The following is a 24,191-nucleotide window of genomic DNA, read 5'->3' as shown; positions in this document are numbered from 1 at the left end:
CTTGAGGTATTGCACCGTGCAAATGCTCACCCGCACGCACCAGGTAATGCGCGAACTGGTGCAGGCCAGTGCATTCGTTGAACTCAACCGCTTTTTCGACAGGCTCGAGGCTCAGTGGCGTCAGGCCCCGCCCGGCGAGTTCCCGGCCTACCTGGCGGCCATTGAAGGGCACATGCTGCTCGACCAGGAAAACCAGAGTGACAGGGCCCTGAGCCAAGTGCTCAGAGCCTGGATCGACGCGTGCCCCAGGGCGTACCACCCACAGGTGGTAATGGGTATGCACTGCTTTCACCGGGCCTGCCAGGTGCAGGTTGATGGCCAACGCAACGCTGCACGCTTGCTGGCTGTCGCGCAAATTTGTGAATCCGCCACCGCGCACCTGTTGCGTGCGATGGACCGCTCTGCGCACCCCGTGGCAGCGGCCATTGGCATGCTGCGCATCAGTGCGCAGTTCCATGAGCCTGGTTGGTTGCTGCAACTGTTTCAGGGGGAGCCTGCACGCTTCAGGCCCAGTGCCCATGCCGATGTAGAGGTACAGGAAGCTGCAGCGCCGTTGCTGGTGAGGCATGGTCTGTTGCCCTTGGCCGAGCTGCCACAGTCGCTGCCGCGCTACCTGGGCAAGCGGGTCGACCATGAAAACGAGGACCCTCGCTATTACTGGCTGCGCCATGCGCTGATCGCCCGCTCCGGTTGCTTCGAAGCGATCCAGGCCCTTGCTGTGTACCTGCTGCCCCGCTTGGGCGGCAGCCTCGATGCGTTCGAGCTGTTGGTCAATGGCCCGTTGTGCGCAACCTGGGACGAGCGCTTGCGTAATGCGCTGCACTGGATGGCCGTCGAAGGCCGGCTGATGCTGCCACAGGCTGACAAGGTGCAGGCTGTCGCCGACTGGCAGCACGTGTTCGAAGACTGGTCACAACGCCCGTTGAGGCCCAGGGAACGTGCTGTCGTTCTGGCATGGCGGGGGGCACTGCGCAGCAGGGCATCGGGCGACCATGCTGGCGCTATGCGCGATTTTGCCGCGAGCGTGGCGTGCAATGCCGATCTCGGCGCCATCCGCGCCATGGGCGTGCCTTTTCGCTGTTTGGCCGAGCTGATACTGCGCGATGGCATGGCAGATGAGAGGCAACTGTTACACAGCGCCATTGAGCGCCTGTGTGACGGCCGTTCACATGCTGCTGCCTGTGCATTACGCGCGGCCGGGCACCGTTTCGGGCTGTGGGCGCTGCCACGCTCGGCCGAGCAGGCAAGGCTATGGTTGCAACGGGCGGTGAATCGCCAGTGCGCGGGCCAGGCACCGGGGTTCGAAGTGCTTGAAGTGGCACGGCTGCTGTGGGCAGCCAACCGGCATGAAGTGGCCTGCTACCTGTATGAACGCTGCGCCGAACTGAACCTGCCGGGTGCTGCCCTGGCCTTGTACGAGCTGCACCATGGCGGCCTGGCCAACACCCCGGCGCATTACCTAGATGACGAGGCAGCCGGGTACTGGCTGCAGCGTGCGGTGGAGGCGGGCAGCAGGCAGGCCAAATACAACCTGGCCTGCCTGCGCATGGACGGCGATGAGGATTTGAACGAGCGCAGTGCCATGCTGGCGGTCAGGCGCCTGCTTGTCGACGCGCTGGGCAACGGGCAGACCAATGCGTGTGCGCGGTTGCACCTGGGGATTTTGTTACGCCGGTTTGGTGAGGCGCAGGAGCGAAGTGAGGCGGTTGCTTACCTGCTGAGCCTGGTCGAGCACCCGGACCCGTGGCTTGCAGGGCGTGCCAGCGCCGAACTGGGGCTGGCCTGGATGCAGGGGCGTGGCACCCGCAAGCAAAGCCGCTTTGCCGCCATCCAATGGGTCAACCGAGCGGCCAGCTTGCAGCCGAGGGATACGGCCATTGGTGATATCCAGGCCCAGGTCCTCAATTCGCACAACCGGGTGAAGACGTTGTTTACTCAGTGCGGGGCGGCGTTGTTCCGCGGCACACTGCATGCGAGTGAGCTACCACCGAAACAGACCTTTACCCACGCCGAGTCGTTGCAAGTTCAACCTGCAGCGGACGGGCTCAGGCGCGCACGTAAACCCAGGCTGTCAGGCCCGATGCAAGGGTGACAGCGACGCGCTTGTAGTCGGCAACTTCATAGAGGTCCGCCGCTGCCAGTTCGTCTTCGCTGATCTGAAAGACCATGCCGGCGACGCTGTCGTTGGCCTGGCTGCTGGGGGAAACGATGGGGTGATGGGACTTGCCGCTGGTCGCCAGTACGCCTGGGTCGGTGATCTCGACCCAGTCCATGCGGTAGCCCGGCATACGGTCGGCCTGGCCGTTCAGCTCACGGCCAAAGTTGGCCAGTTGCACGGCTTTATCCTGCAAGGTGCCGTAGGAAAACAACAGTACCGGGTATGCGCTGGAGGGCTGCATTCATTCATCCTGTGAAGTTGGGTTCAGCCGGGCTTCCAGCTCGGCTACCTGTTTTTCCAAGGCTTCGAGGCGTGCGCGGGTGCGCGCCAGTACGACCATCTGGCTGTCGAATTCATCGCGGCTGACCAGGTCCAGCTTGCTGAAGGCGCCTTGCATCAACACTTTGAACTGGCTTTCCAGTTCCGCACGGGGCTGGGCGGCATCGCTGCTGAACAGGCGCGAGGCCTGTTCGCTCAGGGCATCGAGAAGGGCTTTGGGCGGGAGCATGGGGCTGTCCACTGAAACTGAGAAAAATGGCCGCCAGTGTAGCACGCGCAAACCTGGCGCCTGAGTGCACATTGGCCTTCGTAGGAGCGGGTTTACCCGCGAAGAAGACACCGCGGTGGATGCCACGGGCTTCGCCCGTGTTCGCGGGCAAGCCCGCTCCCACAGCGATCGCGCCAACTTTTAGAAATTGAGCAAGACAGTTGCTCCCAAAAGAATGATCTGCGGTTTCTAATCCGTTGCACATTTTTCGCGCAACCTGCCCCGCTGCTGCGCACCGAAATTGTGCATGTTTTCCATGCTGGCGACTGGCCAATCCCGACCAAATCACATAACGCTCTGTTTTTCGGCGCTTTGTCGGAACTGGCAAGGTTTCTGCAAAGACCTGTACGAGCCATGCACTGAAGCAGTTCCTTGTGACCAGGCAGTGCGCACGCGGAGCCGGATGCCGACGACGCGTTACAAAGCCAACCGCTGCGCTTAGACTTGAGACGGGTTTGTTTTCCTGGGGCAAGTCCACCAAATCGGGAGAGAGTTTCATGAAGCTAGTCACAGCCATCATCAAGCCGTTCAAGCTGGACGACGTGCGCGAGTCGTTGTCGGAAATCGGCGTGCAGGGCATCACCGTCACCGAAGTCAAAGGTTTCGGTCGGCAGAAGGGCCACACCGAGCTGTATCGCGGTGCTGAATATGTGGTCGATTTCCTGCCCAAGGTGAAGATCGATGTCGCCATCGATGACAAAGACCTTGATCGGGTAATCGAAGCCATCACCAAGGCAGCCAACACCGGCAAGATCGGTGACGGCAAGATTTTCGTGGTGAATCTGGAGCAGGCGATCCGCATCCGTACCGGCGAAACCGATACCGACGCGATCTAAGCAGCAAAAAAAGCCTCACCAAACCCAACGCCCCAGGAGAAAACAACATGACTCTGCGTAAGATCGCAGGGCTAGGAGCCCTATTGTCCCTCGTAATGCCCGGGCTTGCCCTGGCAGAGGAAGCTGCCCCAGCGCTTAATTCCGGCGACACCGCCTGGATGCTGACCGCAACGGCGCTGGTGCTGTTCATGACCATTCCGGGCCTGGCCCTGTTCTATGGCGGCATGGTGCGATCCAAGAACGTGCTGTCGGTGATGATGCAATGCTTTGCAATCACCGGGCTGATGAGCATTCTCTGGGTCGTCTACGGCTACAGCATGGCCTTCGATACTGCCGGTATGGAAAAGGGCGTGCTCAACTTCAACTCCTTCGTTGGCGGCTTCTCCAAGGCCTTCCTCAGCGGTGTCACGCCTGACAGCCTGACCTCGGCCACCGCGCTGTTCCCTGAAGCGGTGTTCATCACCTTCCAGATGACGTTCGCCATCATCACCCCGGCGTTGATCGTCGGTGCCTTTGCCGAGCGCATGAAGTTCTCGGCGATGCTCGTATTCATGGGTATCTGGTTCACCCTGGTATATGCGCCGATCGCCCACATGGTGTGGAGCGGTGACGGTGCCCTGATGTGGGACTGGGGCGTACTGGACTTCGCTGGCGGCACCGTGGTGCACATCAACGCCGGTATCGCAGGCCTGGTCTGCTGCCTGGTACTGGGCAAGCGCAAGGGCTACCCGACCACGCCGATGGCCCCGCACAACCTCGGCTATACCCTGATGGGTGCAGCGATGCTGTGGATCGGCTGGTTCGGTTTCAACGCAGGCTCTGCTGCTGCCGCCAACGGTACTGCCGGCATGGCCATGCTGGTCACTCAGATCGCTACCGCCGCCGCCGCCCTGGGCTGGATGTTCGCCGAGTGGGTCGGTCACGGTAAGCCAAGTGCTCTGGGCATCGCTTCGGGCGTGGTTGCTGGCCTGGTCGCCATCACCCCGGCTGCGGGCACCGTCGGGCCGATTGGCGCGCTGATCATCGGCCTGGTTTCGGGTGTGCTCTGCTACTTCTGCGCCACCACGCTCAAGCGCAAACTCGGCTATGACGATTCGCTGGATGCCTTCGGCGTGCACGGTGTTGGCGGCATCATCGGCGCCATCCTGACGGGTGTATTCGCGGCCCCGGCGCTGGGCGGCTTCGGTACCGTCACCGACATCGGCATGCAAGTCTGGATCCAGGCCAAAGGTGTGATTTTCACCGTGGTCTACACCGCCATCGTCACCTACGTGATTCTCAAGGTGTTGGATGTGGTGATGGGCCTGCGGGTCAACGAAGAAGAAGAGTCGGTCGGCCTCGACCTGGCTCAGCACAACGAACGCGGCTACAACCTGTAACTGCGGCGCGGTAAAAATTTGCCCGGCTTGCCGGGCATTTTTTTGCCAGTTTTTCAGCATTTCCCGCACGGCAAACGGTTTATTCGACACGTTCGTGACGTAGGTAAAAAACTTACAAGCCACAGGGCGTTTATGGTGCTTTGCTTTTTCCACGGGCGCGCTAGAATGCGCGCCGAAGGGTGTTTGACGAGTAGTCCACACACTTCGCCAGCCTTTGCTAGGCTTGCCAATAGCGTGTGGCCAGCAGGGGCTAATGGATTTGTCAGGTCCTGCCAGGAGCAGGGCCTGCTGGGTGCCGCCTCCCATCACGAGTGCCGACCCAAGGGCAGTGGCCTAACCCACGGCCAGTTGAATTTTCACTGGTGGTTGCCGGTCTACGGCTGCACTGGTCTATAACCAACCTGCTTTTCGCAAGTCATGAGGTAGAACATGAGCGACGACGATCTGGAAAATGATGACCTCGAAGTAGGCGACGAAGACGAGGGTGATGAGGTCCTTGAAGGGGCGGCTGACGACGGCGTGGAAGACGCTGGCGATGACGACAGCAGCCCGGCACCCGTTGCCAAGGGCAAATCCAAGGCAGCAGTCTCGGTAGACGAGATGCCTAGCATGGAAGCCAAGCAGAAAGAGCGTGATGCACTGGCCAAGGCGATGGAAGAATTCCTTTCTCGTGGTGGCAAGGTGCAGGAAGTCGAGGCCAACGTGGTCGCTGACCCGCCCAAGAAGCCGGACAACAAGTACGGCAGCCGCCCTATCTGAGTGGCTGATCGCAAAAAAGCCCGCCGTCGCTGCGGGCTTTTTTATGCCTGTGGGTTTTGTGTTGCCTGCGCCGGCCTCTTCGCGGGCATGCCCGCTTCCACAGGTTCACCACAGGGGCCAGGGCCTGCGCGGTCCCTGTGGGAGCGGGCGTGCCCGCGAATGGGCCGCAAAGCGGCCCTCGTCAGCGCCAGCGCGCGAGCACGTCGGGCAGTTGCGACAGGCGCTGGATCTCGGCGTCCGGCGCCTGATCGCCAGCCCAGGCCTTGCCCTGCGGGTTGAACCACACCGCGCGCAAACCGGCGCGCTGAGCACCGGCAATGTCATCGCCAGGGTGATCGCCGATGTGCACCGCCGCACCCGCGTCCACCTCGCCACGGCGTAGCGCTTCGAGGAACGGCGCCGGGTCTGGCTTGCCAATGCCCAAGTCCTCGGCGCACAGGGCAAAACGGAAGTAATCGGCCAGCCCCAGCCGGCTGACGTCGGCATTGCCGTTGGTGACCACGCCCAGGATGTATTGATGGCGCAAGATCTCAAGCACCGGTTGTACCTCTGGGAAAATCTCCACCTGGTGGCGCGCATGCAGGAACACTTCGAAGCCTTCGTTGGCCAGCGCCTGTGCGTGCTGCTCGCTGTAGCCGACCTCTTCCAGGGCATGGAACAGCACGCGCCTGCGCAGGGCGCTGATGCGGTGCTTGAGGCCGGGCTCTGCTTGCACCAGACGCTCGCGGATGGCGAACAGGTGTTCCACCGGCACGCTGCCGAGGGTTGGTGCGTTGGCTTCGAGCCAGTCGCGCAGCACGACTTCCGCGGTGGCAATCACCGGCGCGGTGTCCCACAGGGTATCGTCGAGGTCGAAGGTGATCAGCTTGATGCTCATGAGTCTGTGCCTTTGCTGCGTTTGGCCCGAGGGTGGGCGCTGTCGTACACCGCGGCCAGGTGCTGGAAGTCCAGGTGGGTGTAGATTTGCGTCGTGCTGATGTCGGCGTGGCCGAGCATCTCCTGCACCGCGCGCAGGTCCTGGGATGATTCCAGCACATGGCTGGCGAAGGAATGGCGAAGCATGTGCGGGTGCAGGTGTTGGCCCAGCTCACGCTCACCGGCAACCTTTACCCGCAGCCTCACTGCCCGGGGGCTGATGCGATTGCCCTGGCGGGTAATGAACACTGCACGGTCGCGTGGGTTGCCGATGCCGCGCAAACGGTACCAGGCCTGCAACGCCTCGCGAGCCTTGCGACCCACCGGCAGTACGCGGGCTTTTCCACCCTTGCCCAGTACCTGCACCAGGCCGGCGGCGAGGTCGAGGTGATCAAGATCGAGGTTGGTCAGTTCCGATAGGCGTAGGCCCGAGGAATAGAACAGTTCGAGGATCGCCTGGTCACGCCGGGCGATGAAGTCGTCGTCGACGCCACCATCGAGCAGCTGCAGTGCGCGGTCGGTATCCAGTACTTTGGGCAGCCGCCGCTCACCTTTGGGCGCGCTCAGGCCGGTGGCCGGATCGTGCTGGCACAGGCCTTCGCGGTTGAGATAGCGGTACAGGCCGCGCACTGCCGACAGCAGGCGTGCCAGGCTGCGCGGAGACTGGCCATGGTGGTGCAAGCGGGCGATCAGCTGGCGCAGCTGCTGGATTTGCAGCGCCTGCCAATCGGCAATGCCGTGTTCTTCGCAGTATGCGATGACTTTTTCCAGGTCGCGACGGTAGCCCTGCGAGGTGTGCTCCGACACCTGGCGCTCATTGCGCAGGTGTGCGCAATAAGCCTCCAGCTGGCGTTTCATCAGCGTACCGGGCGCAGGGTCTGGGTAACGCGTGGCACAACGCGGCCGAGTACCTCGGCGATATAACCGAGGAAAAGGGTGCCGACGCTGCTCTTGTAGTGTTGCGGGTCGCGGCTGCCAATGGCCAGAACCCCATGCAGCCCTTGGTACTCAAGAGCTGCCACGGCGCTGGAGCCTACTTCCCGGCGCTGTTCTTCACCGAACAGGAACGCCAGCTCGTGCTCGCGCAGGTTGCCACTGACGGTCTTGCCACCGCCCAGCAGGGCACCGATGGCTTGCTGCGCCTCGGCATTGCTGACCCAGCGCCCGACCGGCGCGACGTTGTCGCCGAACAGGATCAGGCTGACGAAGGGCACCTGGAACTCTTGGCGCAGGCTGTCTTCAACCGCCATTACCACTTCTTCCAGGCTGCCGGCATCGAGCAGGTCAAGGATCAGCCGGCGAGTCTTGTCGAACAGCCGGTCATTGTCGCGGGCCACGTCCATCAGTTGCGACAGGCGATGGCGCATTTCGATATTGCGGTCACGCAGCAGCTTGAGCTGGCGTTCCACCAGCGACACGCTGTCTCCTCGCTGGTGCGGGATGTGCTGTTCGATCAGCAGCTCGTCGTGCTCGGCGAAGAAGGTGGGGTGGGCGCGCAGGTAGGCGACCACCGCTTCGGCATCGAGCTCGGCGGACTGCTTGGGTACAACCTTGGGCTGATCGGTCATGGCGGTTACTCGTTTAGAGACGAACCTGTCCTTCATAGACGCGTACGGCCGGGCCAGTCATCATCACGGGCTTGCCGGGGCCGGCCCATTCGATGTGCAGGCGGCCACCGGGCAGGTCGAGGGACACCGGGGAGTCCATCCAGCCCTGGCTGATCGCCGCCACGGCCGCGGCGCAGGCGCCGGTGCCGCAAGCCTGGGTTTCGCCGGCGCCGCGTTCCCATACGCGCAGGTTGGCGCGGTGGCGGTCGATGACTTGAATGAAGCCGGCATTCACCCGCTGTGGGAAGCGTGGGTGGTTTTCGATCTTCGGGCCCAGCTCGTGCACGGGGGCAGTATGCACGTCGTCGACACGCAGCACGGCGTGCGGGTTACCCATGGACACGGCGGCTATGGAATGCAGCTGGCCGTCGACCTCCAGTGGGTAGCTCAACGCCTGCGCGTCAGCAACGAAGGGGATTTCAGCAGGGATGAAGCGGGGTGGGCCCATGTCGACACTCACCTGGCCGTCGTTCTGCACGTCCAGCACGATGATGCCGCTCTTGGTTTCCACGCGGATGCGCTTTTTCGCGGTCAGGCGCTTGTCCAGCACGAAGCGGGCAAAGCAGCGCGCACCGTTGCCGCATTGCTCGACCTCGGAGCCGTCGGCGTTGAAGATGCGGTAGCGGAAGTCCACCTCCGGGTTGTTCGGCGCCTCGACGATCAGCAACTGGTCGAAGCCGACACCGGTATGGCGGTCACCCCATTGCTTGGCGTGCTTGGGCTGAATGTGCGCGTGCTGACTGACCAGGTCCAGGACCATGAAGTCGTTGCCCAGCCCATGCATCTTGGTAAAACGCAGCAGCATGGGCTTACTCCGGCAGCAGGCTTTCGCCAGCATACAGTTCGGCGACGGTCTCGCGGCGGCGTACTTCGAACGCCTGGTCGCCGTCGACCAGGATTTCAGCGCAACGGCCGCGGGTGTTGTAGTTGGAACTCATGACAAAACCATAGGCGCCCGCGGACTCTACGGCCAGCAGGTCACCTTCGGCCAGGTTGAGGACGCGGTCCTTGCCGAGGAAGTCGCCAGTCTCGCAGATAGGGCCGACCAGGTCATAGGCACGGCCTTCGCCTGCACGTGGCTTGACCGCACTGACACCCATCCAGGCCTGGTACAGGGCCGGGCGGATCAGGTCGTTCATCGCTGCATCGATGATGGCGAAGTCCTTGTGTTCGGTGTGCTTGAGGTATTCCACGCGGGTCAGCAGCACGCCAGCGTTGGCGACGATGTAGCGGCCTGGTTCGAACACCAGGGCCAGGTCGCGCTCGCCCACGCGCTCGCGGATGGCCTTGATGTAGTCGGCCACCTGTGGTGGCTGTTCGTCGCGGTAGCGCACGCCGACACCGCCACCCAGGTCCAGGTGGCGCAGGTGTATGCCGCACTCGGCCAGGCGGTCGACCAGCACCAGCAGGCGGTCGAGGGCGTCGAGGAATGGCTCGACGGTGGTCAGCTGCGAGCCGATGTGGCAGTCGACACCGACCACTTCCAGGTTCGGTAGCTGTGCGGCACGTACGTAGATGGCCTCGGCATCGGCAATGGCGATGCCGAACTTGTTTTCTTTAAGGCCGGTGGAGATGTACGGGTGGGTACCGGCATCGACGTCCGGGTTGACCCGCAGTGACACCGGGGCAACCTTGCCCATTTCGGCGGCGACCACTTGCAGGCGCTCCAGCTCGTCGGTGGATTCGACGTTGAAGCAGTGCACGCCAACTTCCAGGGCGCGGCGCATGTCTTCACGGGTTTTGCCGACGCCGGAGAACACCACGCGGTCGGCACGCCCGCCAGCGGCCAGCACACGCTCCAGTTCACCACCGGAAACAATGTCGAAGCCTGCGCCCAGGCGCGCCAGCACGTTCAGCACGCCAAGGTTGGAGTTGGCCTTGACCGCGAAGCACACCAGGTGCTCGGTGCCTTGCAGGGCGTCTGCGTAGCTACGGTACTGGGCCTCGATGTGGGCGCGCGAGTACACATAGGTGGGGGTGCCGTAACGTTCAGCAATGGCCGACAGGGCCACGCCTTCCGCGAACAGCTCACCGTCGCGGTAGTTGAAAGCGTTCATCTGGTTTCCTTACTGCGCTGGCGACTGCTCGGGCTCGGACTCGGACTGCAGCTCGGGCTGCTGTTCTTGTGCCGGGGCCGGCTTGGCTTTTTGCTGGTGCTGGTGCGACGTGTGCGCTTTGCCGTTATCGCCATCTTCAGGCAGATACAGCGGGCCTTTCTGGCCACAGGCCGAAACGAGGCAGGCAACAGCGACCAGCGCCGCGAAGGAGGAAATCAGGCGCTTCATGGGTGAAATCCTTAGAAAAATGCAGTATTGCGCCCGAGTATACCGAGCGACCGGCGGCTTGCCTATGCAAGGACCGGTCCGCCGGGCGGGCTATGCTTAGCCTCTGCGCAGCCCCCCGTAGGAGCGGGCTTGCCGGCGAAGAGGCCGGTGAACGCAACGGCTAAACCTTTGCATTCGGCGGCAAGCGCCCGTATCTTGCCCGGCTTGCCTGTAACGCAGCCAATTTCGAGGTTCCTGCAATGAGTTTGAGTGAAGCGCGTTTCCATGATCTGGTCGACGCGACCCAACAGGCCCTGGAAGATCTGTTCGACGAGAGCGGCCTGGACCTGGACATGGAGAACTCCGGCGGTGTCCTGACCGTCAAGTTCGAGGGTGGCGCCCAGCTGATCTTCAGCCGTCAGGAGCCACTGCGCCAGCTGTGGCTTGCCGACCGCTCCGGTGGTTTCCACTTCGATTACGATGAAGACAGTGGCAAGTGGGTGTGCGAAAAGAGCGAAGAGTTGCTGGGTGAAATGCTCGAGCGTATCGTCTGGGAGCGGGCCGGCGAGAAGCTGGACTTCGACGAAATCTGACATGAGTAGCGCCCAGGCCCGGCCGCCCAAGCCGCTTTACAGCAACGTCAGCCCTGCAGTGCCGTCACCGTGCATCAGCGTATGCCGGCTGGACGAACAGCGGGTGTGCACCGGTTGCCATCGGCATGTCGAGCACATTCGCGAATGGCGCTCGGCCGATGACGAACGGCGCCGGCAGATCTGCCGCGAGGCCCAGGTCTTGCGCGAGCAGGCTAAGGCACACTGAGCGCAGGGGCTTGAGTATTTGCCCGGCTGTGGTAGTGTCGGGTTCTGCGTCGGTGACGCCAAAGCCTTCTCAAACCCCGCCCTTGGGCGGGGTTTTGCTTTATTTGCACATTGAAAACTGCCTGTTCAAAGGAGTCTGACTGGATCATGAGCACCAAGCCTTCCCTCATCCTCACCCGATTGGACGTACAACGTCTGGAGCGTCTGATCGACAGCCTCGACGAGAGTACGCCGGGTGTGCTCGCCCTGCAGGACGAGCTTGACCGCGCCGAGCAGGTGGTCGGTCACGAGGAAGTGCCGGCAGGCGTGGTGACCATGAACTCGCGGGTGCACTGCCGTGAGGAAGCCAGCGGCAAGGACTACCACCTGACACTGGTGTACCCCAAGGATGCCGGGCCGGAAGGCAAGGTCTCGATCCTGGCGCCGATTGGCTGCGCCTTGCTGGGGCTGTCGGTGGGCGAGCAGATCGACTGGCCGGCACCGGGGGGCAAGACCCTCAAGCTGAAGCTGCTGGAAGTGGAGTACCAGCCGGAAGCAGCGGGCGATTACGACCTGTAAGGGCCAGGGGGCCGCTTCGCGGCACGATTGCAGCACAAGGCTGTTCCACAGTGGTCTTGTGCTGCGAGTTCAGGCGCCCTGCGCCAAAACCTGTTCCAGCCCCTCATTCAAAGCCTGCTCCAGCACCCGCTTGTAGCTCAGGTAGATCTGCGTTGCCCCAAGCCGGTCATCCAGCAGCTCGGACAAATCCAGGTCGGTGATATAGCACCGGTACTGCTCTGCGCCACGGCGCTGACCGATGATCTGCCGGGCCACCACCGCATACAGCTGCTCACCATGTTCCAGTTCGGAAAACTCCTGCTGGTCGCAGTACAGCGTCACATGCGCCACACCCGCCACACCGGCCTGGATAATCGCCTGTACCTCATAGTAAGGCTGGTCACTGCCCTCGGCCGGGGCCAGGCGCGCCTCGATGCTGCGTGCCTTGCCTGGGCCGGTGGGCAACAGTTGCGCGAAGTGGATATCCAGCGAGGCGGGCCGCAGGCTATCGAGGGGCAGGCGTGCATCGCGGCGCATCACCACCGAGCGCAGAAAGCGTTGCAGTGGCAACAGCAGATGCGCTTCGTCATGCAGCGGCAGGCGTTGTTGCCACAATGCGTTGTATTCATCCAGCACATACACGTCGGCCCAGCCGCCCTGCAGGCGGTAGAACACCTGAATACAGGCTGGCCGGCCTTGCTCCAGCACCAGGCGCAGGTCGTGATCCTGCAGGGCATTGGCATCCAGGTACAGCGGGCTGTAGGCGCTGCGTTCTTCGCCCAGGTAGGCCAGTAGCGCCTCATGCTCGGCCAGGGTCGTCAGGCTGACATGCTCGGGCAAAAGCTCCAGTACATGGGTGTGTTGGGCCACTTGTAGCAGGTAGCGGTGGTGGAGCCCTTGGTCCCGCAGCAGCTGCACTGTGTCGAAAATTTCCTCTACGCGCTGGCCGATAGGCTGGGCGCGGCTTTGGCAGAAGCAGCGTACCCGCACCCGTGGCCGGTGGCCGCGCTGCGCCGGGCTGTTGAGGAAGTCGCGCAGGCAGCGCACCAGCGCGTGTTCGCCGTCATAGCGCTGGACCAGCACCTCGTTCCAGCTGTTGACGGTGACCTGGTCCAGGGTCAGCACCAGGTTTTCGCGCACGCCAGCGTAGCTCAACGCGTCGGTGCGCTCTGTGGTCATCAGCACGTTCAGGTCGCGGTGGTGGCGCAGCGGGTCGACGCCGACGTTGACCAGCAACAACACTTCATCGGCAACGCTGGGCTGCAAAAGGCGCACTTCGCTGACGGTCGGCAAGGGCAGGGGGATACTTTGCCGCAGACAGCCCAGCAGGTTGAACAGCTCGAACTCCCCGAGGTCGCTGGCCCCTGGATGCAGTGCCATGCGGGTACTGCTGTCGATCACCCCGTTGCGATGGGCCCAGGTCAGCAGTTCGAGTAGCTCACGGCAGCGCTTCATCGGGCTGAAGTGCTCTACCTCATGGGTGCTCAGGTTGCCGCTGTACAGCTCCCAGTGGTAGCTGCCCGGCTCCTTGCGGTTGGGTGCCTGGACCAGCGTCAGGGTGTCTTCGGCGAGGTCAGGGGCGATGCCGGGGTTAATCACTTCGACCTTGCCGGCGCGGCGCTCGAAGGCGGCGTACAGGCGCCGGCCCAGCACATTGAGATCGCGCTGGTCGGCGCGGCTGCTGGCGTTCTGGGTGCGGGCGAACTGGCTGAGGAAGCGATAACTGAGGTTAAGCTCGGCCACCAGCTCACGCCGCTCGACGGCGACCTGCTGCACTTTCCATTGGCTGCGGCTGTCCAGCAGGGCCAACTGGCGCTGGTCCCAGCCCCACTCGTCGGCCAGGCGCTGCAGCAGCCGGCGTTGCCAGCCATGGCTGCGGCCCTGGTCGCTGAGCTTCTTGTTCACCTTCAGGTACAGGCTGCGTCTTACCAGCTCCAGGCGCGCGGTTTCGCCGCGTTGCAGCAGGTAACGTTCGATGCGCCGGTAGACCATCACGTAGGGGTCCAGCTCGTCGAGGTCGAGCTGGTTGGCAAACACTGCCTGCTTGTAGTCCAGGCTCAGGCAGCGCACCGCAGGGTGTTCGCTGGCGTAGGCTTCGGTCAGCAGCAGTTTGAGCAGCGATTTGTAGGGCGAGTCGATGCCTTTGAACAATTGCCACAGGCCCGCGCCGACGAACTCACCGGGCGGAATGTGCGCCAGGTTGCCGAGGTCAAGGGCTTCCTGGCTGCGGATGAAGCGCTTGGACAGCAAGGTCTGGGTGTAGCTGTAATAGTTGTGCTCCTCGTACACCGGTACCAGCCACCACAGCGGCGTGCGCCCGGCCAGCCACAGGGTGGTGCGGTAGAACTCGTCCAGCAGCAGGTAATGCTGGGTGGTGCCGCAGTCGTCGGAGCCGAGCTGGCCATCGCGCTGACCCTGGGCGAAGCCCTGTGTGTCGATCAGGAAAAAGTGTGCTTCGGCGCCCAGGCTTGCCGCCCAGGCCTCCAGCAGCTGGCACTTGCGGCGCAGCTCACCCAGCAGCTGTTCGGGCAAGCCGGGTGCATGGCACACCCACAGGTCCATGTCGCTGTGCTCGGCCTGTGCCAGCGAGCCCAGGCTGCCCATCAGGAACAGGCCGTGGATCGGGCGTGGCGGGTTGCCAAGCTGTGCCTTGTAAGTGAACGAGCGGGCCAGGCGTTGGGCATCTGCCACCAGTTCGGCGCTTGGCTCGTAAGCCGATACGCCCGCGGGGGTGCTGCCGGAGACGTAACCCGGCAATAGCGGGTGGTTCACGTGAAACAGCAGCGGCAGCAATGACAGTACCTGTTGCTGGCGCGTTGACAGGCCTTCCTTTGCCCGCTGCAGTCGGCCCTGGTTCAGATGCAGGAAGCGCGCACGCAATGTCGCCAGGACCTTGCGGTCGATGCCTTCGTCCAGGTCAGGGCGGATTTCGTGAGGGTGGTTCATTGCGCGCTCGGGCAGGCCATTGAAGCTGTGGCGAGTTTAGCCTGAGTGGCGGGGTCGGATAAGCGGTAATTGAAATTTTGGCGCCATTTTTCCAGCGTTCGGCTGCTCCAGCTTTCGCTGCGCTTCAGGCATGATGGGCGCAGTGAGTTCATGTAGAGAGTGTCCAATGCGTGTATGGATCGATGCTGACGCCTGCCCCAAGGCAGCCAAGGATCTGATCGTCAAGTTCGCCCTCAAGCGCAAGTTTGAGGTGGTGATGGTGGCGGGGCAGGCGGTGGCCAAGCCAGCGTTCGCGATCGTGCGCCTGATCGTGGTGCCCAGCGGCATGGATGCGGCCGACGATTACATTGTGGAGCACGCCGTGCCGGGCGAGCTGGTGATCTGCAGTGACGTGCCGCTGGCCGACCGCCTGGTGAAAAAGGGCGTGGCCGCGCTGGACCCGCGTGGGCGTGAGTTCGACGAGCGCAACATGGGCGACCGCCTGGCGGCGCGCAACCTGTTCACCGAGCTGCGTGAGCAGGGCCAGGTGGGGGGCGGGCAGGCGGCCTATGGCGAACGTGAGAAACAGGCGTTTGCCAATGCACTGGACCGGATCATTGCCCGGCTCTCGAAAGGCTGACAGATTCCTGTAGGCGACAGCCCAGCCTGGCGCGGTGGATGGCACCGGCTCTGCCGGTGTTCGCGGGTAAACCCGCTCCTACAGGCGATCGCGCAGGCTTTTCAGATTTGAGCAAGACAGTTGCCCCACAGGTACCGCGTGGCCTTGAAGCCTGCGCTGGACCTGTGGGAGCGGGCATGCCCGCGAAGAAGCTAACGCAGTAACTTACTCGTGCGTCAGCTCCAGCACTCGGTCCACCAGCTTGTAGATCCCGCCCGCCGCCTCGCTGATCGACTTGGCCTCCATGTACGCCGGGGTAGTCACGAGCTTGCGCTGGGTGTCTTCGACAATGTCGTGTACATCGCATTCTTCATGGGTGCCACCCATCTTTTCGACAGCCGCCGCAGTGCCGGCATCGCTCCCGATGGTGCAGACCACGCCCGGCCCATAGATCTTCGCCGCCAGCGCCGGCGAGATGCAGATCAGGCCAACGGGTTTGCAGGCGTCGGCGAAGGCTTCGGCCAAAGCCAGCACGTCTGGGTTCACGCTGCAATTGGCGCCTTCCACGGCAAAGTTGGAGAGGTTTTTTGCTGCCCCGAAACCACCCGGCACGATCAGCGCATCGAAGTCTTCGGCCTTGGCCTCACGGATATCCTTGACCTCGCCGCGGGCGATGCGCGCCGACTCCACCAGCACATTGCGCGATTCGGGCATTTCTTCGCCGGTCAGATGGTTGATTACATGCATCTGTGCGATGTTCGGCGCGAAGCACTGCACCTGCGCACCGCGCTGGTCGAGGCGCAGCAGCGTGATCACGCTTTCGTGGATTTCGGCGCCGTCATACACGCCACAGCCGGAAAGAATCACCGCTACTTTTTTTGTCATGCTCATTACTCCAGTGTCGAGGCGCTAAATGTCCTCTAGTTTGGCAGATGTCGCCATAGGGATTCCTGTGGGGGCGGCCTAATCTTGGTGGATAACGCCTGAGGTCGCGCCCATGGACCTGATACTGCTGGCCGTACCGTTCTTTTTTGTGCTGATAGCCGTAGAGCTGGTCGCCGACCGCGTGCGCGGCCAGCGCAATTTCACCCTGGCCGACTCGATCAACAGCCTGAGTACCGGCGCACTGTCGACCAGTACCGGCCTGCTGACCAAAGGCGTAGGGCTGGTCACCTATGCCCTGGTCTTCGAGCACCTGGCGCTGCTGCAATTGCCGGCGCAGGCAGGGTGGGTCTGGTTGCTGGCCTTCGTCCTGTACGACTTCTGTTACTACTGGCTGCACCGCCTGGGGCATGAGCGCAACGTGCTGTGGGCTGCGCACTCGGTGCATCACCAGAGCGAGGAGTACAACCTCACCACGGCGCTGCGCCAGACCAGTAGCGGGTTCATCTTCTCGTGGCTGTTCTACCTGCCGCTGGCGCTGCTGGGCGTGCCGCCACTGGTGTTCATTACCGTGGCCTCGCTCAACCTGCTGTATCAGTTCTGGGTACATACCCGGCATATTCCCAAGCTTGGCTGGCTGGAGTGGGTGTTGATCACGCCGTCCAATCATCGCGTCCACCATGCGCAAAACCCTGCTTACTTGGATCGCAATTACGGTGGTGTGTTCATTCTCTGGGACCGTCTGTTCGGCACTTTCAAGGAGGAGGACCCGGCCGAACCGGTGGTGTTCGGGGTGACCACACCGCTGGCCAGTTGGAACCCGCTATGGGCCAACCTGCAGTTCTATGCCCAGCTCTGGCATGACGCCCGGCGCACCACCAGCCTGTGGGACAAGCTGCGTATCTGGTTCATGCCTACCGGCTGGCGCCCGGCCGATGTGGCCGCACGCTACCCACAGGCCAAGCAGGACCTGGCGCTGTTTCGCAAGTTCGAGATTGCCCTGGGGCGCGGGCAACAAGCCTATGTGGCGGCGCAGTTCGTGGTTTATGTGGCCTTGGGCAGCTACCTGATGGACGTGGCCGACCGCGTGTCGGTCGCCGCGCTGGTGCTCGGCTGGTCACTGATGGCGTTTGGTTTGTTCGTGCTGGGCGCGTTGCTGGAGAACCGGCCCTGGTCTGCACGCCTGGAGTTGGCGCGGTTGTGTCTGAATGCGCCGGCATTGTACCTGGCCGGCGCCTTGGGCTTAGCGGTGGTCGCGCCGCTGGCCTGGCTTCTGCTCGTGGCCTACAGCCTGCTCAGCCTCTGGGGGCTGGGCCTGGCTCGCCGCCCTGCGCTCTGCGCGCAGAGTACGGAAGCGCCGGCGCAGCCACAGCAGGCCGCCCAGCGCCACCAGGCCGCCAAGCACCCATAGCTCGTAACGCTTGACGTTGCCCAGCAAGCCTTCGAGGATGGCGCCGAAGTGGTAGGCGGCGGCGCCCAGGGCCACTGCCCAGACGCCCGCGCCTATCCCGTTCAACAGCAGGTAACGGCGTGGCGGGTAACCCGACAGGCCGATGGCCACCGGCATGACCGTGCGCAAACCATAGACAAAGCGGAAGCTCAGCACCCAGATATCGGGGTGGCGGCGGATGTGGTCCAGCGCCCGGTCACCCATTGCCTGCCAGCGCGGCTTGCGCGCCAGGATCCTGCGCCCGTGGCGTCGGCCCATGAAGTACCACAACTGGTCGCCCGCGTAGCTGCCGAAGAAGGCCACCAGGCATACCAGATTGATATCCATGTAACCGCGGAACGCAAGGAATCCCGCAAGCACCAGAATGGTCTCGCCTTCAAAGAAGGTGCCTAGAAAAAGGGCGAAGTAGCCGAAATCCTGCAGGAATTGTTGAAGCATTTTCTGAGGTGCTGGCGAAATGAACGCGCAGCCTACCCCTTCGCGCGCGTTCGTGAAAGTGTCCAAATGTGTCTCGACGTGAACATTTCCAGCGCAGACAATGCCAGAGGCCACTTGCCACGGCTTGCCGATGTGTGTAACACGGGCGTCATAATGAGCGCTTATCTTGCCGCTCAATAGATGATAGGGCGTTAACGTCCTCAGGAACGCCAGATGAATAATGAAGTGCTAAGCCCTGTCGCGATCAAGGATGCTCAGGAGCTCCCAGAAGAGATGCTGCAGACCCCGCCAGACCTGCCTCCGGTGGCCGAGGCTGTAGCGGAACAGGTGGTCGAGCCTGTGGCTCCGGTGCCCGCGCCGTCCCCGGCCATCGCCGTCCCTGGCCTGGACGACAGCAGCCTGTACATTCATCGCGAACTCTCGCAACTGCAGTTCAATATCCGGGTGCTGGAGCAGGCACTGGACGAGAACTACCCGCTGCTGGAACGCCTCAAGTTCCTGTTGATCTTCTCCAGCAACCTCGACGAGTTCTTTGAGATTCGCGTCGCCGGCCTGAAGAAGCAGATCAACTTCGCCCGTGAACAGGCCGGCGCCGATGGCCTGCAGCCGCACCAGGCGCTGGCGCGCATCAGCGAACTGGTGCACATCGAGGTGGATCGTCAGTATGCGATCCTCAACGACGTGCTGCTGCCTGAGCTGGAAAAGCACCAGATCCGCTTCATCCGCCGCCGCTACTGGACACCCAAGCTCAAGACCTGGGTACGCCGCTACTTCCGCGACGAAATTGCCCCGATCATTACCCCGATTGGCCTCGACCCGACTCACCCGTTCCCGCTGCTGGTGAACAAGAGCCTCAACTTCATAGTCGAGCTCGAGGGGGTGGACGCCTTCGGTCGCGACTCGGGTCTGGCGATCATCCCGGCACCACGCCTGTTGCCGCGGGTTATTCGCGTGCCGGAAGAGGTGGGCGGCCCGGGTGCAAACTACGTGTTCCTGTCGTCGATGATCCACGCGCATGCCGACGACCTGTTCCAGGGCATGAAGGTGAAGGGCTGCTATCAGTTCCGTCTGACGCGCAACGCCGACCTGGCGCTGGACTCTGAAGAGGTCGACGACCTGGCCCGCGCGCTGCGCGGCGAGCTGTTCTCGCGCCGCTACGGTGACGCCGTGCGCCTGGAGGTGGCCGACACCTGTCCGAAACACCTGTCGGACTACCTGTTGAAGCAGTTCAGCCTCAGCGAAAGCGAGCTGTACCAGGTCAATGGCCCGGTCAACCTCACCCGCCTGTTCAGCATCACCGGCCTGGACAGCCACCCGGAACTGCAATACACGCCGTTCACCCCGGCGATCCCCAAGCTGCTGGCGAACGCTGACAACATTTTCAGTGTGATCAGCAAGCAGGACATCCTGCTGATGCACCCGTTCGAGTCTTTCACGCCAGTGGTCGACCTGTTGCGCCAGGCCGCCAAGGACCCGCACGTGCTCGCCGTGCGCCAGACCCTGTACCGCTCGGGGGCTAACTCGGAAATCGTCGACGCCCTGGTGGACGCGGCGCGTAACGGCAAGGAGGTCACTGCGGTGATCGAGTTGCGTGCGCGTTTTGACGAAGAGTCCAACCTGCAGATGGCCAGCCGCCTGCAAGCGGCTGGTGCGGTAGTGATCTACGGTGTGGTTGGCTTCAAGACCCACGCCAAGATGATGCTGATTCTGCGCCGCGAGCAGGGCGAGATCGTGCGTTACGCGCACCTGGGTACCGGTAACTACCACGCCGGCAACGCCCGCCTGTACACCGACTACAGCCTGCTGACTTCTGACGATGCGCTCACCGAAGACGTCGGCAAGCTGTTCAGCCAGCTGATCGGCATGGGCAAGACCCTGCGCATGAAGAAGCTGCTGCATGCGCCGTTCACCCTGAAAAAGGGCATGCTCGACATGATCGCGCGGGAAACCCAGTTTGCCCTCGAAGGCAAGCCGGCGCACATCATCGCCAAGTTCAACTCGCTGACCGACGCCAAAGTCATCAAGGCGCTGTACAAGGCCAGCCAGTCGGGCGTGAAAATCGACTTGGTGGTGCGTGGCATGTGCTGCCTGCGCCCGGGCATTCCGGGGGTTTCGCACAACATCCAGGTGCGCTCGATCATTGGCCGCTTCCTCGAGCACACGCGGGTGTTCTACTTCCTCAATGGCGGCGAAGAGCAGATCTACCTGTCTAGCGCCGACTGGATGGAGCGCAACCTCGACAAGCGTGTCGAGACCTGCTTCCCGGTGGAAGGCAAGAAACTGTTGCTGCGGGTGAAGAAGGAGCTGGAAGGCTACCTGACCGACAATACCCACGCCTGGACCTTGCAGCCCGACGGGCGCTACGTGCGCAGCACCCCGACCGGCAACCAGAACCCGCGCAGCGTTCAGGCGACCCTGCTGGAGCGCCTGAGCAACCCGGTCCTCAACGTACGCTGAGGACGAAGCCGACCCGGGCCAGCCACTCCGCCTCGTTGGCGAAGTCAGCCTGGGTCAGCTGATTCTGCTCCAGCCAACCTTCAGGGAAGGCTACATCCAGGCTGTTGTCCCCGCCGTGCAGTTCTACCGTTGGCATCTGCTGGGTGCCGCGGATGTGGTGGAACAGGATGGCGAAGCGCAGCAACACGCACAGGCGCAGCAGCTTGACCCCTTCATCACCCAGTTCGGCGTAACGGTCCTTGGGAATGTTGCGGCGGTGGCCACGCACCAGCAGGGCCATCATCTGCTGATCTTCCCGGGAAAAGCCTGCCAGGTCCGAGTGCTCAATCAGATAGGCGCCGTGCTTGTGGTAGTGATAATGGGCAATGTCCAGCCCGATTTCGTGAACTTTAGCGGCCCAGCCCAGTAGATCGCGCCAGTTTCCGTCTTTCAGGTCCCAGGCATCGGCCACCTGGTCGAATGCGTGCAACGCCTTGCGCTCGACGCGCGCAGCCTGGCCCTGGTCCACGTGATAGCGCTCCATCAGCGAGTTCAGGGTGCGTTCGCGCACATCTTCGTGGTGGTGACGGCCGAGCAGATCGAACAGCACACCTTCGCGCAGGGCGCCGTCGCAGTGATCCATACGGTGCAATTCAAGGGCATCGAAGATGGCTTCGAGAATCGCCAAGCCCGCCGGGAAGATAGTGCGGCGGTCCGGCTTGACGCCGTCGAAGTCGATCTTGTCGACTTCGCCCAGCTTGAACAGCTTGCGTTTGACCCAGGCCAGGCCTTCGGCGTTGACCTCGCCATTGCCCAGGCCGCCGGCCTTGATGGCCGCGCCGATGGCGCGAATGGTGCCGGATGAGCCGATGGCCTCATCCCAGGTCAGGCGGTGCAGGGCATTTTCGATGCTCATCAGTTCCAGGCGCGCGGCAGTGTAGGCCTGGGCATAGCGGGCCGGGGTGATCTTGCCGTCGCGGAAATAGCGCTGGGTAAAGCTCACGCAACCCATCTGCAGGCTTTCGCGCAGCAGCGGCTCGAAGCGCTGGCCAATGATGAATTCGGTACTGCCGCCGCCGATGTCGGCCACCAGGCGCTTGCCGGGTGTGTCGGCCAGGGTGTGCGACACGCCCAGGTAGATCAGGCGCGCCTCTTCACGGCCGGAGATGACCTCCACCGGGTGGCCGAGGATGGCTTCGGCGCGCTGGATGAATTCGTTACGGTTGCGCGCTTCGCGCAAGGCGTTGGTGCCGACGATGCGCACGGAGCCTGCCGGCATGCCGTTGATCAGCTGGGAAAAGCGCTTGAGGCAATCCAGGCCTCTTTCCATTGCCTCTTCACTGAGCATGCGCTCTTCGTCGATGCCTGCGGCCAGTTGAACCTTCTCGCCGAGCCGCTCAAGGATGCGGATTTCGGTATGGTGGGCCTTGGCCACGACCATGTGAAAACTGTTGGAGCCAAGGTCGATGGCGGCGATCAGGGACAGGTTCTTCGCGATGGTATGCGGCATGATCTGGTTGTTCTCGGTCGTTAACCTGGCAATCGTGCCACGATAGCAGGCTATCGCCAACGCGTGACACTCAGCCGTTGTACTGGCCTTGATGCAAGGCAATGTGCCATTCGATTCTATGACGGCCATATGACAGTTTCGATTCGCGGCGTCTTGCGCAACTATAGTTACACTCAATCGTCCGTGGCTTCCTGTCCGGCGTAGGTGCGGCTATCATGGGCCACGTTTTTTGCTTACGACCCTGGAGATATCCATGAGCAGCGATCTGATCAAACATGTCACCGACGCCTCCTTCGAAGCCGATGTCCTGAAGGCCGAAGGCGCGGTACTGGTCGACTACTGGGCTGAATGGTGCGGTCCATGCAAGATGATCGCTCCGGTTCTGGACGACATCGCTTCCACCTACGAGGGCAAACTGACCGTCGCCAAGCTGAACATCGACGAGAACCAGGAAACCCCGGCCAAGCACGGTGTGCGTGGTATCCCGACGCTGATGCTGTTCAAGAACGGCAACGTCGAAGCCACCAAGGTTGGTGCACTGTCCAAATCGCAGCTGGCCGCATTCCTCGACGCCCACCTGTGATGTGAAAAGGCCCCGCAAATGCGGGGCTTTTCTTTTTCAGAGCACTAGACGCAGAAAAAAGCAAGTGTTACATTCGGCCTCGCACTGCTTTTCCAGTGCCCTCTACATGCCGTCGCCGAAGCATCCCTAATTCGAATCAGTACGCGATCCTGTCGCCATCCAGCGGCGCGGCCTCATTAAGCCAGAAGCTTAATTCTCCCTTCTTACATGATTACGTCATTCCCCTTATGAACCTGACTGAACTCAAGCAAAAGCCGATTACCGATCTTTTGGAAATGGCCGAACAGATGGGCATCGAAAACATGGCCCGTTCGCGCAAACAGGACGTGATTTTCGCCCTGCTGAAGAAGCATGCGAAAAGCGGCGAAGAGATCTCGGGTGACGGCGTGCTGGAGATTCTCCAGGATGGTTTCGGTTTCCTGCGTTCGGCTGATGCGTCCTACCTGGCCGGCCCAGACGACATCTATGTCTCGCCCAGCCAGATCCGCCGTTTCAACCTGCGTACCGGCGACACCATCGTCGGCAAGATCCGCCCACCGAAGGAAGGGGAGCGTTACTTCGCCCTGCTGAAGGTCGATACCATCAACTTCGACCGCCCGGAAAACGCGAAGAACAAGATCCTGTTCGAAAACCTGACGCCGCTGTTCCCGAACAAGCGCCTGAAGATGGAGGCCGGTAACGGCTCCACCGAAGACTTGACCGGTCGCGTCATCGACCTTTGCGCCCCGATCGGCAAAGGCCAGCGCGGCCTGATCGTTGCCCCGCCGAAAGCCGGTAAGACGATCATGCTGCAGAACATTGCGGCCAATATTACCCGCAACAACCCCGAGTGCCACCTGATCGTCCTGCTGATCGACGAGCGCCCGGAAGAAGTGACCGAAATGCAGCGCACCGTGCGTGGCGAAGTGGTTGCTTCCACCTTCGACGAGCCGCCAACCCGCCACGTGCAGGTTGCCGAGATGGTGATCGAGAAGGCCAAGCGCCTGGTCGAGCACAAGAAAGATGTGGTTATCCTGCTGGACTCGATCACTCGACTGGCACGTGCCTACAACACCGTGATCCCGAGCTCCGGCAAGGTGCTGACCGGTGGTGTCGACGCCCACGCCCTCGAGAAGCCCAAGCGCTTCTTCGGTGCTGCGCGGAACATCGAGGAAGGCGGTTCGCTGACCATTATCGCCACTGCGCTGGTTGAAACCGGCTCGAAGATGGACGAAGTGATCTACGAAGAGTTCAAGGGCACCGGCAACATGGAGCTGCCGTTGGACCGCCGCATTGCTGAGAAGCGTGTGTTCCCGGCCATCAACATCAACCGCTCCGGCACCCGCCGCGAAGAGTTGCTGACCGCTGACGACGAGCTGCAGCGTATGTGGATTCTGCGCAAGCTGCTGCACCCGATGGACGAAATCGCTGCCATCGAGTTCCTGGTCGACAAGCTCAAGCAGACCAAGACCAACGATGAGTTCTTCCTGTCGATGAAGCGCAAGTAAGCGAGCGTTTCAGGCTGGATTGATTGGGGCCGCCTTGCGGC

At 62.4% G+C, this 24,191-nt stretch carries 23 protein-coding genes and 1 pseudogene; 12 read left to right on the top strand and 12 right to left on the bottom strand.

From position 1 onward, the window contains the following. Window positions 1–22 precede the first annotated feature (22 nt). Entirely contained in the window at window positions 23–2,092 is a 2,070-nt protein-coding gene (locus ACF8FG_RS21380; protein WP_318080649.1) for a DUF4034 domain-containing protein, read from the top strand. Here the strand turns inward: ACF8FG_RS21380 and ACF8FG_RS21375 are convergent. Next, on the bottom strand, window positions 2,046–2,399 hold the full coding sequence (locus ACF8FG_RS21375) for a gamma-glutamylcyclotransferase family protein (RefSeq protein ID WP_019437349.1): 354 nt from the start codon (window positions 2,397–2,399) through the stop codon (window positions 2,046–2,048). The two genes, ACF8FG_RS21380 and ACF8FG_RS21375, sit on opposite strands and share 47 nt — an antisense overlap. Continuing rightward, window positions 2,400–2,666, bottom strand: a complete 267-nt coding sequence (locus ACF8FG_RS21370) for an accessory factor UbiK family protein (protein WP_014592818.1) — start codon at window positions 2,664–2,666, stop codon at window positions 2,400–2,402. A gap of 536 nt (window positions 2,667–3,202) precedes the next feature. On the opposite strand from ACF8FG_RS21370, the gene glnK reads away from it, so the two are divergent. The 3 genes from glnK to sutA all read left to right on the top strand — a co-directional run bounded on the left by glnK (window position 3,203) and on the right by sutA (window position 5,679). Then, window positions 3,203–3,541 carry a P-II family nitrogen regulator gene (gene glnK, locus ACF8FG_RS21365; RefSeq protein WP_002555808.1) on the top strand — a complete coding sequence of 113 codons (339 nt, stop codon included), beginning with the start codon at window positions 3,203–3,205 and terminating at the stop codon, window positions 3,539–3,541. Window positions 3,542–3,588: 47 nt separating this feature from the next. Further along, entirely contained in the window at window positions 3,589–4,920 is a 1,332-nt protein-coding gene (locus ACF8FG_RS21360; RefSeq protein WP_010955751.1) for an ammonium transporter, read from the top strand. A 429-nt stretch (window positions 4,921–5,349) separates the two neighbouring features. Beyond that, the gene (sutA, locus tag ACF8FG_RS21355; RefSeq protein WP_003253643.1) at window positions 5,350–5,679 is read left to right on the top strand and encodes a transcriptional regulator SutA; all 330 of its coding nucleotides are present in this window, start codon (window positions 5,350–5,352) and stop codon (window positions 5,677–5,679) included. Between the two features lie 181 nt (window positions 5,680–5,860). Here sutA and ACF8FG_RS21350 read toward each other — a convergent pair whose 3' ends face one another. Genes ACF8FG_RS21350 through ACF8FG_RS21325 form a run of 6 tightly spaced genes read right to left on the bottom strand, consistent with a single transcriptional unit; the run spans window position 5,861 to window position 10,486 of the window. Further along, on the bottom strand, window positions 5,861–6,556 hold the full coding sequence (locus ACF8FG_RS21350; RefSeq protein WP_003253644.1) for an HAD family hydrolase: 696 nt from the start codon (window positions 6,554–6,556) through the stop codon (window positions 5,861–5,863). Continuing rightward, window positions 6,553–7,452 carry a tyrosine recombinase XerC gene (gene xerC / locus ACF8FG_RS21345; RefSeq protein WP_014592816.1) on the bottom strand — a complete coding sequence of 300 codons (900 nt, stop codon included), beginning with the start codon at window positions 7,450–7,452 and terminating at the stop codon, window positions 6,553–6,555. The genes ACF8FG_RS21350 and xerC overlap by 4 nt, the downstream gene beginning before the upstream one ends. Then, on the bottom strand, window positions 7,452–8,162 hold the full coding sequence (locus tag ACF8FG_RS21340; RefSeq protein ID WP_014592815.1) for a DUF484 family protein: 711 nt from the start codon (window positions 8,160–8,162) through the stop codon (window positions 7,452–7,454). The genes xerC and ACF8FG_RS21340 overlap by 1 nt, the downstream gene beginning before the upstream one ends. A 13-nt stretch (window positions 8,163–8,175) precedes the next feature. Continuing rightward, window positions 8,176–9,006 carry a diaminopimelate epimerase gene (gene dapF / locus ACF8FG_RS21335; protein ID WP_014592814.1) on the bottom strand — a complete coding sequence of 277 codons (831 nt, stop codon included), beginning with the start codon at window positions 9,004–9,006 and terminating at the stop codon, window positions 8,176–8,178. 4 nt (window positions 9,007–9,010) lie between these two features. Further along, window positions 9,011–10,258 carry a diaminopimelate decarboxylase gene (gene lysA / locus ACF8FG_RS21330; RefSeq protein WP_003253648.1) on the bottom strand — a complete coding sequence of 416 codons (1,248 nt, stop codon included), beginning with the start codon at window positions 10,256–10,258 and terminating at the stop codon, window positions 9,011–9,013. A 9-nt stretch (window positions 10,259–10,267) separates the two neighbouring features. Then, window positions 10,268–10,486, bottom strand: coding sequence for a lipoprotein (locus ACF8FG_RS21325; RefSeq protein ID WP_014592813.1), 219 nt, complete (start codon window positions 10,484–10,486; stop codon window positions 10,268–10,270). A 239-nt stretch (window positions 10,487–10,725) separates the two neighbouring features. On the opposite strand from ACF8FG_RS21325, the gene cyaY reads away from it, so the two are divergent. The 3 genes from cyaY (at window position 10,726) to rnk (ending at window position 11,841) form a co-directional block, all read left to right on the top strand. After that, window positions 10,726–11,058 carry an iron donor protein CyaY gene (cyaY, locus tag ACF8FG_RS21320; RefSeq protein WP_014592812.1) on the top strand — a complete coding sequence of 111 codons (333 nt, stop codon included), beginning with the start codon at window positions 10,726–10,728 and terminating at the stop codon, window positions 11,056–11,058. A gap of 1 nt (window position 11,059) precedes the next feature. Further along, complete coding sequence (locus ACF8FG_RS21315; RefSeq protein WP_003253651.1) at window positions 11,060–11,284, top strand: DUF1289 domain-containing protein; 225 nt, start codon at window positions 11,060–11,062, stop codon at window positions 11,282–11,284. Window positions 11,285–11,430: 146 nt separating this feature from the next. Further along, complete coding sequence (rnk, locus tag ACF8FG_RS21310; RefSeq protein ID WP_003253652.1) at window positions 11,431–11,841, top strand: nucleoside diphosphate kinase regulator; 411 nt, start codon at window positions 11,431–11,433, stop codon at window positions 11,839–11,841. Window positions 11,842–11,910: 69 nt separating this feature from the next. Here the strand turns inward: rnk and ACF8FG_RS21305 are convergent, their stop codons facing one another. Next, the gene (locus ACF8FG_RS21305; protein ID WP_019437348.1) at window positions 11,911–14,766 is read right to left on the bottom strand and encodes a class I adenylate cyclase; all 2,856 of its coding nucleotides are present in this window, start codon (window positions 14,764–14,766) and stop codon (window positions 11,911–11,913) included. 166 nt (window positions 14,767–14,932) lie between these two features. On the opposite strand from ACF8FG_RS21305, the gene ACF8FG_RS21300 reads away from it, so the two are divergent. Beyond that, window positions 14,933–15,385 (top strand): YaiI/YqxD family protein, encoded by a 453-nt coding sequence (locus tag ACF8FG_RS21300; RefSeq protein ID WP_014592810.1) that lies wholly within the window; start codon window positions 14,933–14,935, stop codon window positions 15,383–15,385. A gap of 204 nt (window positions 15,386–15,589) precedes the next feature. On the opposite strand, the gene elbB is transcribed toward ACF8FG_RS21300, so the two are convergent. Continuing rightward, window positions 15,590–16,249: an isoprenoid biosynthesis glyoxalase ElbB gene (gene elbB, locus ACF8FG_RS21295; RefSeq protein ID WP_017148021.1), complete on the bottom strand. Its 660-nt coding sequence runs from the start codon at window positions 16,247–16,249 to the stop codon at window positions 15,590–15,592. A 112-nt stretch (window positions 16,250–16,361) separates the two neighbouring features. Between elbB and ACF8FG_RS21290 the strand changes: the two are divergent. After that, window positions 16,362–16,988: pseudogene (locus ACF8FG_RS21290) on the top strand (sterol desaturase family protein); the annotation flags it as partial. A 501-nt stretch (window positions 16,989–17,489) separates the two neighbouring features. Here ACF8FG_RS21290 and ACF8FG_RS21285 read toward each other — a convergent pair. Continuing rightward, entirely contained in the window at window positions 17,490–18,134 is a 645-nt protein-coding gene (locus ACF8FG_RS21285; protein WP_080771103.1) for a DedA family protein, read from the bottom strand. Between the two features lie 213 nt (window positions 18,135–18,347). Between ACF8FG_RS21285 and ppk1 the strand changes: the two genes are divergently transcribed. Further along, on the top strand, window positions 18,348–20,591 hold the full coding sequence (gene ppk1 / locus ACF8FG_RS21280) for a polyphosphate kinase 1 (RefSeq protein ID WP_135198824.1): 2,244 nt from the start codon (window positions 18,348–18,350) through the stop codon (window positions 20,589–20,591). Here the strand turns inward: ppk1 and ppx are convergent. Continuing rightward, window positions 20,578–22,080: an exopolyphosphatase gene (ppx, locus tag ACF8FG_RS21275; protein ID WP_019437344.1), complete on the bottom strand. Its 1,503-nt coding sequence runs from the start codon at window positions 22,078–22,080 to the stop codon at window positions 20,578–20,580. The genes ppk1 and ppx overlap by 14 nt on opposite strands. Before the next feature lie 253 nt (window positions 22,081–22,333). On the opposite strand from ppx, the gene trxA reads away from it, so the two are divergent. Next, entirely contained in the window at window positions 22,334–22,663 is a 330-nt protein-coding gene (gene trxA, locus ACF8FG_RS21270) for a thioredoxin TrxA (protein WP_003253660.1), read from the top strand. A 227-nt stretch (window positions 22,664–22,890) separates the two neighbouring features. Beyond that, window positions 22,891–24,150 carry a transcription termination factor Rho gene (gene rho, locus ACF8FG_RS21265; RefSeq protein WP_003253661.1) on the top strand — a complete coding sequence of 420 codons (1,260 nt, stop codon included), beginning with the start codon at window positions 22,891–22,893 and terminating at the stop codon, window positions 24,148–24,150. Window positions 24,151–24,191 lie beyond the last annotated feature (41 nt).

This window comes from Pseudomonas sp. YQ_6 (assembly GCF_043103245.1).
Classification (GTDB): domain Bacteria; phylum Pseudomonadota; class Gammaproteobacteria; order Pseudomonadales; family Pseudomonadaceae; genus Aquipseudomonas; species Aquipseudomonas alloputida.
The sequence above is the reverse complement of the archived record's forward strand: the minus strand, read 5'-3'. Positions and strand labels throughout refer to the sequence as shown.